This is a genomic window from Salimicrobium humidisoli, assembly GCF_002295105.1.
Lineage (GTDB): Bacteria > Bacillota > Bacilli > Bacillales > Halobacillaceae > Salimicrobium > Salimicrobium humidisoli.
In genome coordinates, this window is sequence record NZ_NSGH01000007.1 from 115,837 (window position 1) to 131,603 (window position 15,767).

Here is a 15,767-nt window from a genome sequence, read left to right on the forward strand (position 1 = left end):
CTTTCCGCCGGGATTCGCGTATCTTCTTTTTTTATGCCGTCATTTCCGCACATGAAAAAGACCGCCGGAGAACGGTCTCCGGGCGGTCTGTACATGAAGGTATCAGCGTTTTTTATGTTTGAATTTATGTCTCGAGCTGAGTATAGAAATGATGAGAGAAGCTCCCAGTACAATAGAAAGAAAGAACAGTCCCCACAGAAACCATGAAAGCAGCTGGTACCCTTCATCCGGACGGAAGACGGAGAGAAGCAGGGAAAGAGCGATGATGAATGAGGCGAGAAGCAGCGTCACTGCAATCCGGTTCACCATCATGTGGAAGTGGGCGACTATATTCTCCCACCCCTTCGGTTCCACCCCGACGTTCATTCCTTTCCGCATCATCCGCTTGATCATGAGCGGTGTTTCCGTTCCGATGTCTTTCCAGAGTTTTGCATACCTCCACATATCCCGGCTTACATAATCCGGACGATACCTTTCTTTCATCCATCGCTTGCCCTGTTTTTCGATGGTGTTGTGCAGTTCGAATCCGGGATCGATGGCCCGGGCGGTGCCCTCCGCCATGATGAGTGTCTTGAAAAGCAGAGCGGAGGTGGGCGGAAGTCTCAGGTGATAGCGGCGGAGAAGGGTGAAAATTTTGCCGAGTACCTCTCCGAGTGAAATATCTTCAAGTACGCGTCCGGAAGTCCGGTACAGCAATCGCTTAATGTCGGAGATGAGAGCATCTATGTCCGTGCCCTGGACGGGTTCGATTGTAATATCGAGAAGAGCATCGGTGAGAAGTTCAGCGTCGTTCGACGAGAAAGCAAGGGCGATATTCATCAGCTTCTGCCGGGTTTGCTGATCGATGGAGCCGACCATGCCGAAATCCAGAACGATCAGTTCGTGGTTTTCGTTCAGAAGGAAATTTCCCTGGTGGACGTCCGCATGGAAAAATCCGTCCTCGAAAATCATTTTGAACAGCACCTCGGCGGAAAGTTCGGCGATTTCTTTTCTCGTTTTCTGAAAACCGGGGTCCTCCTCATGTTTTTCACGGAATTCCCCGAACCGCAGACCCTCCATGTATTCCATCGTCAATACGCGGGAAGTGGTCCGTTCAGGGTCGGTGAACGGAATGATGACGTCCGGCCAGTCCTCGAAGTTACGGGAGATCTCACTGATATTTTCGGCTTCTCTCAGAAAATCGAGCTCTGTCCGCATTGTGTCTGCGAATTCGTAGTACAGATCTTCAATCTGTCTCGTTTCTTCGATTCCCGGAAAATGCACGAGCCGGTGACTGAGCCTCGACAATATTTTGAGGTCCAGTTCCACCTGATCGGTGATCCCCGGACGCCTCACCTTCACGACTGTTTCTGTCCCTTCGATCGTTACGGCTTTGTGTACCTGACCTATAGAGGCGGAGGCCAGTGGTTTCTCTTCTATGTGTCTGAAGTGCCGGGAGATCTCCCCCAGTTCCTCTTCAAGAACGTCCCGGATGCTGTCGAAAGGCAGAGGAGAGACGCCGGTCTGAAGCTTTTCAAGTTCAGCGGTTATTTTTTCCGGTAACAGGTCATGACGGGTGGAGAGAATCTGGCCGAATTTGATGAACGTCGTACCGAGCTCTTCAAAAGCCTGGCGCAGGTGGACGCCCGTCGTGGCCCGGTTTCTTGCTTTTCTGAGCCCGGTTCCTTCAAGAACCTGACTCAGTCCGTGCCTCGAAAATACTTTCAGAACTTCACGATACCGCCTGGATGCTGACAGTTTCATAGGCGCCTCCTTTCCAATTTGCCTTCAAAAAAGTGCTTTTCTACATTTTTTATCGGAAAAAGAATCCGGGTCTGATGTTTTTCAGTAATGGAGGAGCCAGTGCCAGCCCTCCTATGAAGCCGAATAAGTGGCCGAGGACGTTGATGTTCGGCTGCAAAAACGTCATAATTAGTCCGAGAACGATGATTACGCCGATTATCTGGGAACTGGCCTGATCCAGAAGGTCTTTCCGGGCAAACAGCATGTAAGCATAGATCCCGAACAGCCCGAAGATGGCTCCGGAAGCCCCGAGATGGGAATAAAACGCCCCGGGGTCTGCGGCGTACGTTCCTATGTTTCCGGCAATACCTGCCAGCAGGTAGGCGATGATGAATTTCACTTTTCCGAGCATACGCTCAAGCGCCGGCCCGAACAGTACGAGAGTGAAAGAGTTGAAAAGCGTATGGGAAAGTCCGGCATGAAGGAAAATCGGAGTGAGAAGTCTCCAGTACTCTCCCTGACTGACGAGGAAGTTGTTCCCAACCCCGAGCTGCTTCCATTCTACCGCAAAAGGGAAAGAGAACACATCCATTATCAGCCACAGAAAAATGTGCAGGCCGGTGAGAAATGCGATAACCGGATAAAACTTGAGGAAATCATTGAAACTTTCGGTACGTAAAAACATCGGCGGTCTCCTTTGTGTACAACATGTACTTTTTAAGTGCTGCCTGCCTCAGGGGGGAAGTACGTTTCCCTCATCCCGGACGAGGGGAAATTACTATAAGTAAAGGACAGGATGAACAATGATTACAGGCATCGGAATAGACGTTGTGGAAATTGATCGTATTACAAAAAGTATAAAGCGAAACCCCCGGATTATTCAACGAATATTGACTGACCAGGAGCAGAGGAGGTACTGTTCCCTCTCCGAAAAGAGGAAGAAGGAATTTATGGCGGGGCGGTTCGCTGTCAAAGAAGCTGTCGGTAAAGCGCTCGGAACCGGGGTGGGACGTATAGGCTTCCGGCAGATTGAGACGGCTGCGGACGACTACGGCAAACCCGTTCTTACGGTGAAGGGACGGGAGGATGTGAATTTTTTCGTCTCTATTTCCCACAGTGAGCATTACGCTGTAGCGAACGTAGTAGTGGAAAAAATATAGTTTTCGTCAACTTGTCCGAATAAAAAACGATCCGGGAGGGATGAATGTGCAGATAGTGCGTGCAGAGGAAATGTATGAGTGGGACAGACGGGCGATGGATGAGTACGGACGGGAAGGCCACATCCTTATGGAAAATGCGGGGCGTGCCCTCGCCGGAAGAATCCGGAGGAAGTTCCCGGAGGAAGAGAAATTCCTCGTTCTGATCGGGGGAGGCAATAACGGAGGGGACGGATACGTCATCGCAAGAATTCTGAAGGATCAGGGATTTGACGTTACGGCCGTCCAGGTAGTACCTGATGAGAAGATCGAAGGAGACGCCCTTTATCACAAAAATGTGTATACGAAGAGCGGGTATGATCTTGCTGAACTCACGGAGCAGGAATGGAGCAGAAGCACAGTAGTTATTGATGCCATGCTCGGAATTGGAGTGAAAGGTCCGCTGCGTCCTCCTTTCGACGATCTCGTCCGCGACGTGAACAGATCCAGGGTGCACAGGGTCAGTATAGATATCCCGTCCGGCCTGCCTGCGGACGAAGGGGAAGAGGAATTCGAAGCGGTGAAAGCGGACACGACGTTCATCGTCCAGGCACCGAAACTTTCTTTTTTCACCGAACATACCTCGGGTTACTACGGGGAGGCGGAAGTGGTGGACATCGGTCTGCCGCCTCTGTCAGTTACGGGCCCGGCACGGAAATGGCGGGCGGAGGAAGATGTGAAAGCAGGCTACCCTCGACTCCCTGCCTCTGCCCATAAAGGCTCCCGGGGGAAAGGACTTTTGATCGGAGGAGCACAGATGATGCCCGGTGCCCTCGTAATGGCGGCGAAAGCTTCCATAAGAGCAGGGGCCGGTCTGACGACGGCGGCGACCGTGCCCGGCAATATCCCCTCTGCGGCAGGGACCCTGCCTGAAGTGATGTTTATGGGAACAGAAGAGGCGGATGGCGTTATATCCGGGATAGATACTGACTCGCTCACAGGAAAAGACGGCGTCGCTGCAGGTATCGGCATGGGACGAAAAGAACCGGGTCGTGCTGTGATAGAAACACTTCTTAAAGAGACGAAGGCGCCCCTTCTGATCGATGCGGACGGTCTGTATCACCTCCGCTTTCTTTTGGACGTACTCACAGAAAGGAAGGAAGTGACCGTAGTGACTCCGCATGTGAAAGAAATGGCCGACCTTACCGGTAAAAGTACGGGAGAGGTGAAACGGAAGCCTTTCTCGATAAGCCGCGAATTCGCGGAAGACTACGGAGTGTATGTCGTTCTGAAAGGGCCGCATACGATCATAACGGCTCCGGATGGGCGGCAGATTGTGGAATCCTCCGGAAACGAAGGCCTTGCAAAAGGAGGGAGCGGCGACGTACTCACCGGTATCCTGCTGACGATGCTGATGCAGCATGATCAGCCTCTGGAAGCTCTCGCGAACGGCTGTTTTCTCCATGGAAAATCGGCCGAACTGCTGACAGCGGGGGAGAGGACGGTGTATGACCTGCTTCCGACGGACGTCGTGGAAGGGTTATCCTCCGTTTTTCATACGTATATTGAGGAATAGGAAAAAGCGTGTAAACGATGAAAGAAATCAACAAAGTGGGAGATGGAAGAGATGGAAGAGAAATTTTACCGGGATTCCTTCGCGGAAGTCGATTTGGATGCCATACATTATAACGTCCGGCAAATGAGAGGGCGTCTTGCTGAAAAAACGGGTGTTTATGCAGTTGTGAAAGCGAACGGATACGGCCACGGGGATATCCAGGTGGCCCGGACCGCTATCGAAGCGGGTGCTGAACGTCTTGCCGTGGCCCTTTTGGATGAAGCTCTCCGATTAAGAAAAGCCGGCATAACCGTACCCATCCTGGTCATGGGATATACGCGTCCGGAAGATGCTCCGCTTGCTGCCAGGGAGAATATCACCGTGACCGTGTACCAGGAAGAGTGGATCGAACGGGTCAGAGACACGGGGGAGACTCCTTTACAGGTCCATCTTAAACTCGATACGGGCATGGGAAGAATCGGGGTCCGGTCGGAGACGGAGATGGAGGGTGTACTCTCCGCCCTCCGCAGTACAGAAAACGTGCGGCTTACCGGTGTATTCACTCACTTTGCCACCGCGGATGAAGGGGATTTGTCCCACTACAAGGAGCAGAATGAACGCCTCACCCGACTTCTTGAATACTTCGGCGAGTCCTGGAGCGGGGAAGTGGACGTACATACGGGGAACAGTGCAGCCGGCATGAGATTTCCTGAACATATGTTTCAATACGTGCGGTTCGGAATCGGCATGTATGGTCTTTACCCTTCCGGAGATGTGAAAGAGGAGAGGCCGATAGATCTGCATCCTGCCTTCTCCCTTCACAGCACACTCATCCACGTTAAAAAACTCGAGGAAGGAGAAGCGATCAGTTACGGAGCCACCTATCGGACGAACCCGGGTGAGTGGATCGGAACGGTTCCTCTCGGTTACGCGGACGGCTGGATCCGCAAACTGCAGGGAATGGAAGTGCTCGTGAACGGAAAGAGATGTGAAATCGTAGGGCGTATCTGTATGGATCAGTTCATGGTGCGTCTGGACGAATGTTATCCGACCGGAACGGAAGTGGTCCTCATCGGCAGACAGAAGGATGCGGAAATAGAGATGGACGAGATCGCCGATTATGTGGACACGATCAATTACGAAATTCCGTGCATCATCACCAGTCGCGTTCCGAGGGTTTTCAAAAGAAATAATGAGGTGATTTCCACGTCTCACAGACTCCAGCATCCTCTCGTCTGATCTTCAAATAGCTCTTTGCATAAACCCTGCTGCAATGGTACTATTATAATTAGCAGATGACTGGATTTTTTAGAGAGAATCGTGGAGGTGTATCGTTTGTCAGAGAGCATGCAGGAAATTGTTCTTAGAGTTCCGGAGACCCTTCTGAACGAAGTGGACAGTTACACAATAGAAGAAGAGTGCGATCGAAATGATTTTCTTTGTCAGGCAATAAGAATGTATTTGCGTGAGAAAAAAGAACGGCAGATTCGGGAATCCATGTGTCAGGGGTATATGGAAATGGCTAAAATCAATCTAACTATCGCTTCAGAAGCTTTTCAGGCTGAAGAGGAGGCAGAGAACACCCTCGAGCAATTAGTGAGCGGGGTGTGAATCCTTTGATGGTCAAACGAGGAGACGTTTATTTCGCTGATTTGTCACCGGTAGTAGGTTCTGAACAAGGGGGAGTCCGCCCTGTGCTTGTCCTGCAGAACGACATCGGGAACCGTTTCAGCCCCACTGTAATCGTAGCGGCGATTACAGCGCAAATACAAAAAGCTAAACTGCCTACTCACGTAGAGATCAATGCAGAAAAGTATCAATTTGAACGGAATTCTGTTATATTACTGGAACAAATCAGAACGATTGATAAACAGCGTTTGACAGACAAGATTACACATCTGGATGAATCGATGATGCTTCGTGTGAACAAAGCCTTACAGATCAGTTTGGGGCTTGTCGATTTTTAGGAGACTGCTTGCTGGCAGTCTCCTTGTTTATTAAGGAAATTTTTAACACAATATTCAAAATAATACATTTCGGACATCAATAATACTTAATGTATTCCGTTTAGTACAACTGACAAAGTATTTTTGTTAAAATAAAGGCAGTAATAAATTCAAACGAAGCTTTCCATAGCGTGGAGGTAATGATAGATGGAGAAGATTTTAAAAGACGTAGTATTGGATAACAGTGATGAAATAGTACGGATGTGGATTGAACAGGTAAAGAAGAATCAGGGCGGGGCCTTTTACCAGTCGCTTTCCGATGAAGCACTCGAAAATACGAACCGGGAGTTCGCGAACGCGATTTTCGAAGGCATCCAAAAAGGAAAGATAGCTAAAACACCGCTCGATGAGTTTGCGGAGAAACTGATCAACCTCGGCTGGCCGCTTACGTATTTAACAGACGGGATGCAGGTCTTCCGCAGGAGCGTCGTCAAGTTCATCATCCACAAATGGGATGATCTTGATTTCTCGGAAGCGGAAAATTACTTCGAGCTGGGCGACGATTACTTCCCATGGGTGCTTGAGAAAGTGGATGAATGGGTGGACCCGCTGGTGAATGAACTGGTGTCCGAATACTCGGGCAGCTGGGAGAACATCGTCTCCCTTCAACGGATGGCTCTCCAGGAGCTCTCTGCTCCGCTTATTCCGGTGATGGACAACATTACGATTATGCCTCTGATCGGTACTATAGATACCGAAAGAGCGAAAATGGTTATGGAAAGCCTGCTTGATGGAGTGATCAAACACAACGCCGAAGTCGTACTAATTGATATTACGGGTGTGCCGGTGGTCGACACGATGGTGGCCCACCATATCATTCAGGCGGCAGAAGCAGTACGTTTGATCGGCTCCCGCTGTATTCTGGTCGGAATCCGTCCGGAAATCGCCCAGACGATCGTCAACCTGGGCATCGACTTAGGGAAATTCCCGACGAAGAGTTCCTTGAGGAAAGGGTTCCAGACGGCGCTTGAGCTTACGAACAGGGAAATAGTCGAAGATACGAACCGTGAAGAAGAAATAGAAAATCTTATAGAGTCCCTGGATAGGAGTGAAGAAGAATGAGAATTCCAATTCTGAAACTGCACAATTACCTGCTGATATCCATACAGACAGAACTCGATGACAAAACGGCTATCCAGTTTCAGGAAGACCTGCTTGAAAAGATTCATTCAAGCGGAGCCACGGGAGTAGTCATTGATCTGACTTCTGTCGATATCGTCGACTCCTTCATCGCCAAAGTGCTCGGAGATGTCGTAACGATGTCCGACCTCATGGGGGCAAAAGTCGTACTCACCGGTATACAACCAGCTGTCGCAGTGACCCTGATCGATCTTGGCATTCATCTGCAAGACGTACCGACTGCGCTGGATCTTGAACAAGGGTTGATAAAGTTGCGTCAAGAATTGGAGGAGTAAGGTATGAGCGATCAGTCCTGTGTATATATAAAAAAGGAATGGGATATCGTGGCGGCAAGACAGATGGGCCGGGATATCGCTACACAAGTAGGTTTTAAAACGGTGGATCAGGCCAGAATCGCAACAGCCATCTCAGAGCTTGCCCGTAACATATACCTGTATGCCGGCGCCGGTAAGATTTGTTTTGAAGCTATTGAAACCGTTCAAAAGAAAGGGATAACTATAAAAGCTACCGATGAAGGACCCGGCATCAGTGATCTGGCCCAGGTGATGGAAGATGGATATTCCACCTCCGGAGGTCTTGGAGCAGGTCTGCCCGGGGTAAAGCGGCTGATGGATGAATTCGATATCATTTCGAAGTCCGGCGAAGGAACCACAATCGAGTCTACGAAATGGCTCCGATAACAAGGGAGGGTGAACAATGAACACGTTAAAGCTGGACCTCGAAAACTACCGGGATCTGCTCGATGAGTACATCCGTACAAAAGATGAGCGTGCTCTTTATCAGGCGGAACAGTTCAGTAAGCAGTCGATGCAGCAGAACATTTCTCCGGAAGAGATAATAAACGTGCATCTGCGTTCGTTGCAGGAACTATACCCTGAACTGCCTGATTATATTCTTGATTCCTTCGATTTTTTAATGGAAACGATGATGTCCTATGGTCTGGCTTATCAGGAATTTCAGGCTCTGCGTGAAAAACAGCTGGAGCTCAAGTCCGAAATAGCCGTCGCTGCCAACATGCAGAAAACCTTATTATCTACCGTGAAACCCGAGATGGAAGGGGTGGACATCGGAGCGTTGAGTGTCCCCGCCAGGCAGATGAACGGAGATTACCACCATTTCGTCGTGGACGATGAAGGTTCGCTGGGTGTTGCAGTAGCCGACGTAATAGGAAAAGGGGTACCTGCGGCTTTATGCATGTCCATGATCAAATACGCGATGGACAGCTTTCCGGAGCTGCGTATGGATCCGAAGTATATACTCGGCAGCCTGAACCGGGTCGTTGAGAGAAACGTGGATTCCAATATGTTCATTACGATGATGTACTGCATGTATAATACGGAATCCAGCACACTCACGTATGCGTCCGCAGGTCACGAGCCGGGTTTTTATTACCATAAAGAAAAAGACGAGTTCGAGGAGATTTCCGCTCCCGGACTTGTGCTTGGTGTATCGGCTGATGCCATGTATGAACAATACGAAAGAAAGATGGACAAAGGCGATATGCTTGTGCTGCTGACGGACGGAGTCACGGAATGCCGCAAGGGAGATGACTTCATTGAACAGGAAGAAATCCTTGAAGTTATCCGTGAGTATAAACACCTTTCTTCCCAGGAAATTGTGGAAAGTGTTTATAAATACTTCGAGCGGCTGCAGGATTTTCAACTGCGGGATGATTTCACACTTATCGTTCTGAAAAGGGATGTTTAACCGGCCGTAAGTGTGGGAATGAAGATGATTAGTTACTTTGAGGAAACACAGGGAGGAGTGTCTTAAGTGAATTTGAGCATAGATGTTACAAAGCCCGAAGAGAAGCATTCGGTTATGACTCTGGACGGGGAAGTGGACGCCTTTACGGCTCCGAAACTTAAACAGGAGCTGCTTCCGCTGACAGAAACGGAAGGTGCCCTGGTAGAGGTGGATCTCGGGGCGGTCAACTATATGGATTCTACCGGCCTCGGCATTTTCATCAGCGCCCTTAAGTCCACGAAAGAACACGGGTCCGATATGAAACTGGTTCATATGCACGAACGGGTTTATCGGCTGTTCAAGATAACCGGTCTTACGGAAATAATGGATATCAACACATCAGTCAGAGGTGGAATGTAATGGTTAATGCTTTTGATTTCATTGAAGTGAAAGTTCCTGCAAAACCGGAATATATCGGAGTAGTCCGTCTTAGTATCTCCGGTATTGCAAGCCGCATGGGATTCAATTACGAGGACATCGAAGACCTGAAAGTCGCGGTATCAGAAGCGATCACAAACGGTGTGGAACATGCGTATAAAAGTGATGAAGATGGTGAGTTGACTATAGGCTGCGGGGTTTATGAAGATCGTCTGGAAATCATGGTGGCCGACCATGGAGGAAGCTTTAACCTGGAAGCCGTCAAGGAAGAAATCGGACCATACCAGCAGGAAGATAACGTGGAAGAACTCCGCGAAGGCGGATTCGGTCTGTTTCTTATTGACGCCCTGATGGATAAAGTGGAAATCAAGAGTGAGCATGGAGTGATCGTACTTATGACGAAGTATCTCCATGAAAACGAGGTGGGCCGTGATGGCGACCAAGTCTCAACATCACAATGATGAAGTATACGAATGGATAGCGTATCTTCAGGAACACCCGCGTGATGAGGAAGTACAGGAGAAAATCGTTCTCACCTATAATGATCTTGTGGAATCTATCGCACGGAAGTACAGCAAAAACAGTACTATCCACGAAGACCTTGTGCAGGTAGGAATGCTCGGGCTGCTGGCCGCCATCAGAAGATATGACCCGTCGTTCGGAAAGTCATTCGAATCGTTCGCCATTCCTACGATCATTGGAGAGATAAAACGTTTTATCCGGGATAAGACGTGGAGTGTACACGTGCCGAGACGTATTAAGGAACTCGGGCCGAAGATCAAAAAAGCATCGGAAGAACTGACGAGTGATCTGCAGCGTTCCCCTTCCGTACTGGAAATCTCCGAATATCTCGAAGTTTCCGAGGAAGATGTGCTGGAAACGATGGAGATGGGCAAAAGCTACAAAGCTCTATCTGTCGATCGTAAAATAGAGGCGGATTCTGACGGAAGTACGGTGACGATCCTTGATCTCATCGGTGATCAGGAAGATGGATATGAAAATATCGATCAGCGCATGCTGCTGGAGAAAGTACTCCCTATTCTCAGTGAAAGGGAGCAGGAGATTCTTCAGTGCACGTATTTCAAGAATATGAGCCAGAAGGATACCGGAGAACAGCTCGGCATTTCACAGATGCACGTTTCCCGTCTGCAGCGACGCGCCTTGCGTAAACTGAGAGAAGCTCTTCAGTCCGAATCATCCGAGGCGTTCCGCTGATGTCGGATGCAGCTTTGAACGTGGCAACGTATCAAAAACCGAAGCAGGGGAATTACTACTGCGGAGACAGCTTCATCTACAATGAAACGGAAAATAATTTCATTTGTGCACTGGCAGACGGACTGGGCAGCGGTGAGCTGGCCAAAGATGCTTCCAAAGCCGTAATGCAGGTGATAGAAGAGAATCCGGACGATACGATCCGATCACTCATCGAGAAATGTAACCGTGTTCTTAACGGAAAAAGAGGCGTAGTGCTCGGCATCCTTCGTATTGATAAGCAAGAAGGAACATATGCCTACTCTTCCATCGGGAATATCGGTATTGTTGTCGTGGACGGCTCCGGTAAGAAAAGCAGGAACATCCCGCTCCCCGGCTTTCTCGCCGGATATCCCAGAGAGTTGAGAGTGAAACGCGGGGAGCTCGAGAAGGGGATGCGGTTCCTGGTATTTTCGGACGGCGTGGATGAAAGGAAATTATCCAAGCTCTTTTACCGGGCCCACACCGTGCAGGATCTTATCGAGCAGTATGATATCGAGTTCGGGGAATCGCGTTCGGACGACACGACCCTCATCGCAATGGAATATAACTGAGTTCCTCATTTCCGAAGACGGGAATGGGGAATTTTGTATTTCACGTAACATCATGATTCCCGGTTTCTGCCGGCGGATTTCTGTTAAAATGAAAAGAAGAACGTTTAGGGAGGAAGAATGAGTGGCAGAACAGACATTGATTCAGAAAGTAGCAGGACAGACATCCATCAAAGAGTCTTCCGTCAGGGAAGTGCTGGCTTTACTCGAGGAGGACTTCACGGTACCATTTATCGCCCGGTACCGGAAAGACATGACGGGCGGTCTGGATGAAGTCCAGATCAAGGATATTGAAGACAACTATACTTATGAACAGAACGTACGTAAAAGAAAAGAAGAAGTAACGCGCCTGATCGATGAGCAGGGGAAGCTGACGCCGGAGCTTGAAAAGGAACTTCAGGAAGCTTCGAAACTGCAGCGGATCGAAGACCTTTACCGTCCATATAAGCAGAAGCGGAGAACGAGAGCGACAGTAGCGAAAGAAAAAGGGCTGGAGCCGCTCGCTGAACTGGTATGGAACAAATCGGATTTATCCATCGAAGAAGAGGCCCGGAAGTATTATTCCGAAGAGAACGATTTACATACGCTTGAAGATGTACAGCAGGGAGTACAGGATATCGTCGCAGAGTGGGTGGCGGATGAGCCGGAATACCGTGAACATATACGGAATAAAACGTATGACGGCTATCTTACTTCCGAAGCTAAAAAGAAAGAGAAGGATGAAAAAGGAATTTACGAAATGTATTATGAATTCCAGGAATCCCTGAAAGCGGTAGCTTCCCACCGGGTGCTCGCCCTGAACCGTGGAGAAAAGGAAGATGTACTGAAAGTGGCGGTGCTGCCGCCGGAGGAGAGAATACTCGACTATCTCCACCGGAAAACAGGAAGTACGGGGGAGAAGACGGGGATTCTTCACGCAGCGGTCGAAGACGGGTACAAGCGGCTGATCAAACCTTCCGTGGAGAGGGAAATACGGAATGAACTGACGGAAAAAGCGGAAGAACAGGCCATTGACGTATTCTCGAAAAATTTGAGGAGTCTTTTGCTGCAGCCTCCCCTCCAGGGGAAAACAGTTCTCGGCATCGATCCGGCTTACAGAACCGGGTGTAAACTGGCCGTCGTTGATGAGACCGGTAAAGTTCTTGATATTGCAGTCATTTTTCCGACTCCTCCCCGTAAGGATTATCAGGGGGCGGAGAAGAAAGTACAGGAATTGATGAAAAAGCACGCTATTGAACTTTTCGCCATCGGCAACGGAACCGCATCCCGGGAAACGGAGCAGTTTTTCGCAGAACTCATTCAGAAACACAGCTGGGATGCTCCTTACATGATCGTGAATGAAGCCGGAGCCAGTGTGTATTCGGCATCGAAACTCGCCCGCGAAGAATTCCCGGATTTTCAGGTGGAGGAACGGAGTGCCGTTTCGATTGCCAGACGGGTACAGGACCCGCTCGCCGAACTGGTGAAGATCGACCCGAAATCGATCGGGGTCGGACAATATCAGCATGATGTCAGTCAGAAGCGGCTGAACGAATCTCTCACTTTCGTCGTGGAAACGGCAGTGAACCAGGTAGGAGTGAATGCCAACACCGCCTCCTCCTCTCTTTTGCAGTACGTCTCCGGACTGAACAAAACAGTCGCCGGAAACATCGTGAAAAAACGCGAGGAGCTCGGGAAATTTGCGACCAGGAAAGACCTGAAAAACGTACCGAGGCTGGGAGCGAAAACGTATGAGCAAAGTATCGGATTTTTAAGGTTGCCGGAAGGGGAGGATCCTCTGGACCGGACGCCGATCCACCCGGAGAGTTACACGGCGGTCCGCAGACTGCTGGAAGAACTCGGTCTGAAAAAAGAAGACGCCGGGTCCGACGTACTGGCCGGTAAGCTTGCGGATATAGATCTGAAACATACGGCGGAGCAGCTTGAAGTCGGGGAGTGGACCCTCTCGGACATAATTGAATCGTTGAAGAAACCGTCGCGAGACCTCCGGGACGACTTGCAGAAACCTTTGCTTAAAACGGACGTGCTGACGATGGAGGATCTGGAAGCCGGAATGGAACTTGAAGGAACGGTACGGAACGTCGTGGACTTCGGGGCGTTTGTGGATATCGGTGTGAAACAGGACGGACTCGTTCACATATCCAAACTGGCGCAACGTTTCGTGAAGCATCCGATGGACGTAGTTTCGGTGGGAGACGTAGTGACGGTCTGGGTCGAGGAAGTCGATCTGAAAAAACAGCGCGTAGCTCTGACTATGGTGAAAAAATCCTGAGTCCGGGGTGCGGCTAAGTACGGGCAGACCTTCCGCGGGAGGTCTGCCATCTTTTGTGAAAAGAGGAGGGAAGGATATATGGAGGACGAACAGCTGCTGGAGTGGACGAAAGAGATATCACGGAGAGACTTTGCGCGCGAGTTCCGTGATGATATAAGATTCAATCCCCGCCTCCGTACTACAGGCGGAAGATACCTCCCCAACGAAAGACGTATTGAAATCAATCGTTTGTACCTGGAAGAGTGCGGTCCGGAAGAGCTGGAGGGGATCATAAAACACGAGTTGTGTCATTACCACCTTCATATAGAAGGAAAAGGATATCATCACCGGGATGCAGAATTCCGTCGTTTAATGGAGGAAACGGGTTCACCGAGACATTGCACTCCGCTTCCTTCCTCAAAAAAACAGGCCTCCCACCATTACAGATGCCGGAGATGCGGTGTTACGTACAGACGGAAGCGCCGGGTGAATACGGATAAATACAGATGTGGCAGATGCAAAGGTATTTTAGAAAAGGTGAATGATGGATATTGACGAAACTGAAGCCACGTGTTAAGTTAATATAGCCGTTGAAAGCGGAACGGCGAAAAAACATATTTTCATGCAAATATGATTGACAGAAGCTTTCCTATCATGTAAGATGTTTTACGTCGCTGGTTATTGCGACATCATATTCCACCGTAGCTCAGTGGTAGAGCAATCGGCTGTTAACCGATTTGTCGTAGGTTCGAATCCTACCGGTGGAGCCATATACGGAGAAGTACTCAAGTTGGCTGAAGAGGCGCCCCTGCTAAGGGTGTAGGTCGCGTAAGCGGCGCGAGGGTTCGAATCCCTCCTTCTCCGCCATTATATGGCCCGTTGGTCAAGTGGTTAAGACACCGCCCTTTCACGGCGGTAACACGGGTTCGAATCCCGTACGGGTCATTAGTCCGGTCCGGTAGTTCAGTTGGTTAGAATGCCTGCCTGTCACGCAGGAGGTCGCGGGTTCGAGTCCCGTCCGGACCGCCACTATTTAAATGATTGGGCTATAGCCAAGCGGTAAGGCAACGGTTTTTGGTACCGTCATGCGCTGGTTCGAATCCAGCTAGCCCAGCCATTTTTCTTTTTTGATTTTTCTCTTGACTTTCAAGTATGGAAATTATAAAATAGTTTTTGCGCTTGAAAAACGGATATAAATTGAAAGTTTTTAACAGGGAGCCATTAGCTCAGCTGGTAGAGCATCTGACTTTTAATCAGAGGGTCGGAGGTTCGAGCCCTCCATGGCTCACTTCCCTGCGGGTGTGGCGGAATTGGCAGACGCGCTAGATTTAGGATCTAGTGTCTTACGACGTGGGGGTTCAAGTCCCTCCACCCGCACCATTTCATTTCTTTATATGCGGTCGTGGCGGAATCGGCAGACGCGCTAGGTTGAGGGCCTAGTGGGAGTTAATCCCGTGGAGGTTCAAGTCCTCTCGACCGCATTCATCATTATATAAGCGCCCGTAGCTCAATTGGATAGAGCGTCTGACTACGGATCAGAAGGTTAGGGGTTCAAGTCCTCTCGGGCGCACTGTTTTCTTCTTGCGGGAAGTAGCTCAGCTTGGTAGAGCACTTGGTTTGGGACCAAGGGGTCGCAGGTTCGAATCCTGTCTTCCCGACCATCGTTACTTCCAATAATTTAATGCGGGTGTAGTTTAGTGGTAAAACCTCAGCCTTCCAAGCTGATGACGGGGGTTCGATTCCCCTCACCCGCTCCATTTTAACTAATGGGCCTGTAGCTCAGTTGGTCAGAGCGCACGCCTGATAAGCGTGAGGTCGGTGGTTCAAGTCCACTCAGGCCCACCATGAATTAGATCTTTGAAAACTGAACAATGTTTTATGCCATGCGTCAATTTTTGAACGAATTATGATTGAGCTAATCAATCTCTTTTATGGAGAGTTTGATCCTGGCTCAGGACGAACGCTGGCGGCGTGCCTAATACATGCAAGTCGAGCGCGGGAAGCGAGCTGAAGCCCTTCGGGGTGGACGCT

17 protein-coding genes, 12 tRNA genes and 1 rRNA gene are annotated in these 15,767 nt (G+C 49.7%); 28 read left to right on the forward strand and 2 right to left on the reverse strand.

The window, feature by feature from the left end:
- Positions 1 to 102 precede the first annotated feature (102 nt).
- Together CKW00_RS06105 and CKW00_RS06110 are read right to left on the reverse strand one after the other, a co-directional pair.
- Positions 103 to 1,743 carry an ABC1 kinase family protein gene (locus CKW00_RS06105; protein WP_095821836.1) on the reverse strand — a complete coding sequence of 547 codons (1,641 nt, stop codon included), beginning with the start codon at positions 1,741 to 1,743 and terminating at the stop codon, positions 103 to 105.
- 49 nt (positions 1,744 to 1,792) lie between these two features.
- Positions 1,793 to 2,407 carry a rhomboid family intramembrane serine protease gene (locus tag CKW00_RS06110; protein WP_095821837.1) on the reverse strand — a complete coding sequence of 205 codons (615 nt, stop codon included), beginning with the start codon at positions 2,405 to 2,407 and terminating at the stop codon, positions 1,793 to 1,795.
- Between the two features lie 118 nt (positions 2,408 to 2,525).
- On the opposite strand from CKW00_RS06110, the gene acpS reads away from it, so the two are divergent.
- The 28 genes from acpS to CKW00_RS06250 all read left to right on the forward strand — a co-directional run.
- Complete coding sequence (acpS, locus tag CKW00_RS06115; RefSeq protein ID WP_095821838.1) at positions 2,526 to 2,882, forward strand: holo-ACP synthase; 357 nt, start codon at positions 2,526 to 2,528, stop codon at positions 2,880 to 2,882.
- Positions 2,883 to 2,928: 46 nt separating this feature from the next.
- Positions 2,929 to 4,434, forward strand: a complete 1,506-nt coding sequence (locus CKW00_RS06120; protein WP_095821839.1) for an NAD(P)H-hydrate dehydratase — start codon at positions 2,929 to 2,931, stop codon at positions 4,432 to 4,434.
- Between the two features lie 51 nt (positions 4,435 to 4,485).
- Positions 4,486 to 5,652 carry an alanine racemase gene (alr, locus tag CKW00_RS06125; protein WP_095821840.1) on the forward strand — a complete coding sequence of 389 codons (1,167 nt, stop codon included), beginning with the start codon at positions 4,486 to 4,488 and terminating at the stop codon, positions 5,650 to 5,652.
- 108 nt (positions 5,653 to 5,760) lie between these two features.
- Positions 5,761 to 6,024 carry a CopG family ribbon-helix-helix protein gene (locus tag CKW00_RS06130; protein ID WP_095821851.1) on the forward strand — a complete coding sequence of 88 codons (264 nt, stop codon included), beginning with the start codon at positions 5,761 to 5,763 and terminating at the stop codon, positions 6,022 to 6,024.
- Between the two features lie 5 nt (positions 6,025 to 6,029).
- The gene (locus tag CKW00_RS06135; protein ID WP_095821852.1) at positions 6,030 to 6,380 is read left to right on the forward strand and encodes a type II toxin-antitoxin system PemK/MazF family toxin; all 351 of its coding nucleotides are present in this window, start codon (positions 6,030 to 6,032) and stop codon (positions 6,378 to 6,380) included.
- 186 nt (positions 6,381 to 6,566) lie between these two features.
- Complete coding sequence (locus tag CKW00_RS06140) at positions 6,567 to 7,481, forward strand: RsbT co-antagonist protein RsbRA (RefSeq protein WP_095821841.1); 915 nt, start codon at positions 6,567 to 6,569, stop codon at positions 7,479 to 7,481.
- Positions 7,478 to 7,834, forward strand: a complete 357-nt coding sequence (locus CKW00_RS06145) for an STAS domain-containing protein (RefSeq protein WP_008591068.1) — start codon at positions 7,478 to 7,480, stop codon at positions 7,832 to 7,834. Before CKW00_RS06140 ends, CKW00_RS06145 begins: the two co-directional genes overlap by 4 nt.
- Before the next feature lie 3 nt (positions 7,835 to 7,837).
- The gene (locus CKW00_RS06150; protein ID WP_076571828.1) at positions 7,838 to 8,239 is read left to right on the forward strand and encodes an anti-sigma regulatory factor; all 402 of its coding nucleotides are present in this window, start codon (positions 7,838 to 7,840) and stop codon (positions 8,237 to 8,239) included.
- A 16-nt stretch (positions 8,240 to 8,255) separates the two neighbouring features.
- A complete protein-coding gene (locus CKW00_RS06155) occupies positions 8,256 to 9,266 on the forward strand; it encodes a PP2C family protein-serine/threonine phosphatase (RefSeq protein ID WP_093107987.1) in 1,011 nt (336 codons plus the stop codon).
- A 66-nt stretch (positions 9,267 to 9,332) separates the two neighbouring features.
- Entirely contained in the window at positions 9,333 to 9,665 is a 333-nt protein-coding gene (locus tag CKW00_RS06160; protein WP_076571824.1) for an STAS domain-containing protein, read from the forward strand.
- A complete protein-coding gene (rsbW, locus tag CKW00_RS06165; RefSeq protein WP_008591078.1) occupies positions 9,665 to 10,144 on the forward strand; it encodes an anti-sigma B factor RsbW in 480 nt (159 codons plus the stop codon). The genes CKW00_RS06160 and rsbW overlap by 1 nt, the downstream gene beginning before the upstream one ends.
- Complete coding sequence (sigB, locus tag CKW00_RS06170; RefSeq protein ID WP_095821842.1) at positions 10,116 to 10,898, forward strand: RNA polymerase sigma factor SigB; 783 nt, start codon at positions 10,116 to 10,118, stop codon at positions 10,896 to 10,898. Before rsbW ends, sigB begins: the two co-directional genes overlap by 29 nt.
- Entirely contained in the window at positions 10,898 to 11,488 is a 591-nt protein-coding gene (locus CKW00_RS06175) for a SpoIIE family protein phosphatase (protein WP_095821843.1), read from the forward strand. The genes sigB and CKW00_RS06175 overlap by 1 nt, the downstream gene beginning before the upstream one ends.
- A 121-nt stretch (positions 11,489 to 11,609) precedes the next feature.
- A complete protein-coding gene (locus CKW00_RS06180) occupies positions 11,610 to 13,757 on the forward strand; it encodes a Tex family protein (protein WP_095821844.1) in 2,148 nt (715 codons plus the stop codon).
- Between the two features lie 78 nt (positions 13,758 to 13,835).
- The gene (locus tag CKW00_RS06185; protein ID WP_095821845.1) at positions 13,836 to 14,291 is read left to right on the forward strand and encodes a SprT family protein; all 456 of its coding nucleotides are present in this window, start codon (positions 13,836 to 13,838) and stop codon (positions 14,289 to 14,291) included.
- A 140-nt stretch (positions 14,292 to 14,431) separates the two neighbouring features.
- A tRNA-Asn gene (locus tag CKW00_RS06190) sits at positions 14,432 to 14,506 on the forward strand.
- A 5-nt stretch (positions 14,507 to 14,511) separates the two neighbouring features.
- Positions 14,512 to 14,603, forward strand: a tRNA-Ser gene (locus CKW00_RS06195).
- Positions 14,604 to 14,609: 6 nt separating this feature from the next.
- Positions 14,610 to 14,681, forward strand: a tRNA-Glu gene (locus tag CKW00_RS06200).
- A gap of 7 nt (positions 14,682 to 14,688) precedes the next feature.
- Positions 14,689 to 14,765: transfer RNA gene (locus tag CKW00_RS06205), tRNA-Asp, on the forward strand.
- A gap of 13 nt (positions 14,766 to 14,778) precedes the next feature.
- A tRNA-Gln gene (locus tag CKW00_RS06210) sits at positions 14,779 to 14,853 on the forward strand.
- 98 nt (positions 14,854 to 14,951) lie between these two features.
- Positions 14,952 to 15,024 (forward strand) — tRNA-Lys (locus CKW00_RS06215).
- Positions 15,025 to 15,031: 7 nt separating this feature from the next.
- Positions 15,032 to 15,116 (forward strand) — tRNA-Leu (locus CKW00_RS06220).
- Positions 15,117 to 15,132: 16 nt separating this feature from the next.
- Positions 15,133 to 15,217 (forward strand) — tRNA-Leu (locus tag CKW00_RS06225).
- Between the two features lie 15 nt (positions 15,218 to 15,232).
- Positions 15,233 to 15,306, forward strand: a tRNA-Arg gene (locus tag CKW00_RS06230).
- A 14-nt stretch (positions 15,307 to 15,320) separates the two neighbouring features.
- Positions 15,321 to 15,397: transfer RNA gene (locus CKW00_RS06235), tRNA-Pro, on the forward strand.
- Between the two features lie 22 nt (positions 15,398 to 15,419).
- A tRNA-Gly gene (locus tag CKW00_RS06240) sits at positions 15,420 to 15,493 on the forward strand.
- 11 nt (positions 15,494 to 15,504) lie between these two features.
- Positions 15,505 to 15,581, forward strand: a tRNA-Ile gene (locus CKW00_RS06245).
- A gap of 83 nt (positions 15,582 to 15,664) precedes the next feature.
- Positions 15,665 to 15,767, forward strand: a 16S ribosomal RNA gene (locus CKW00_RS06250); the annotation flags it as partial.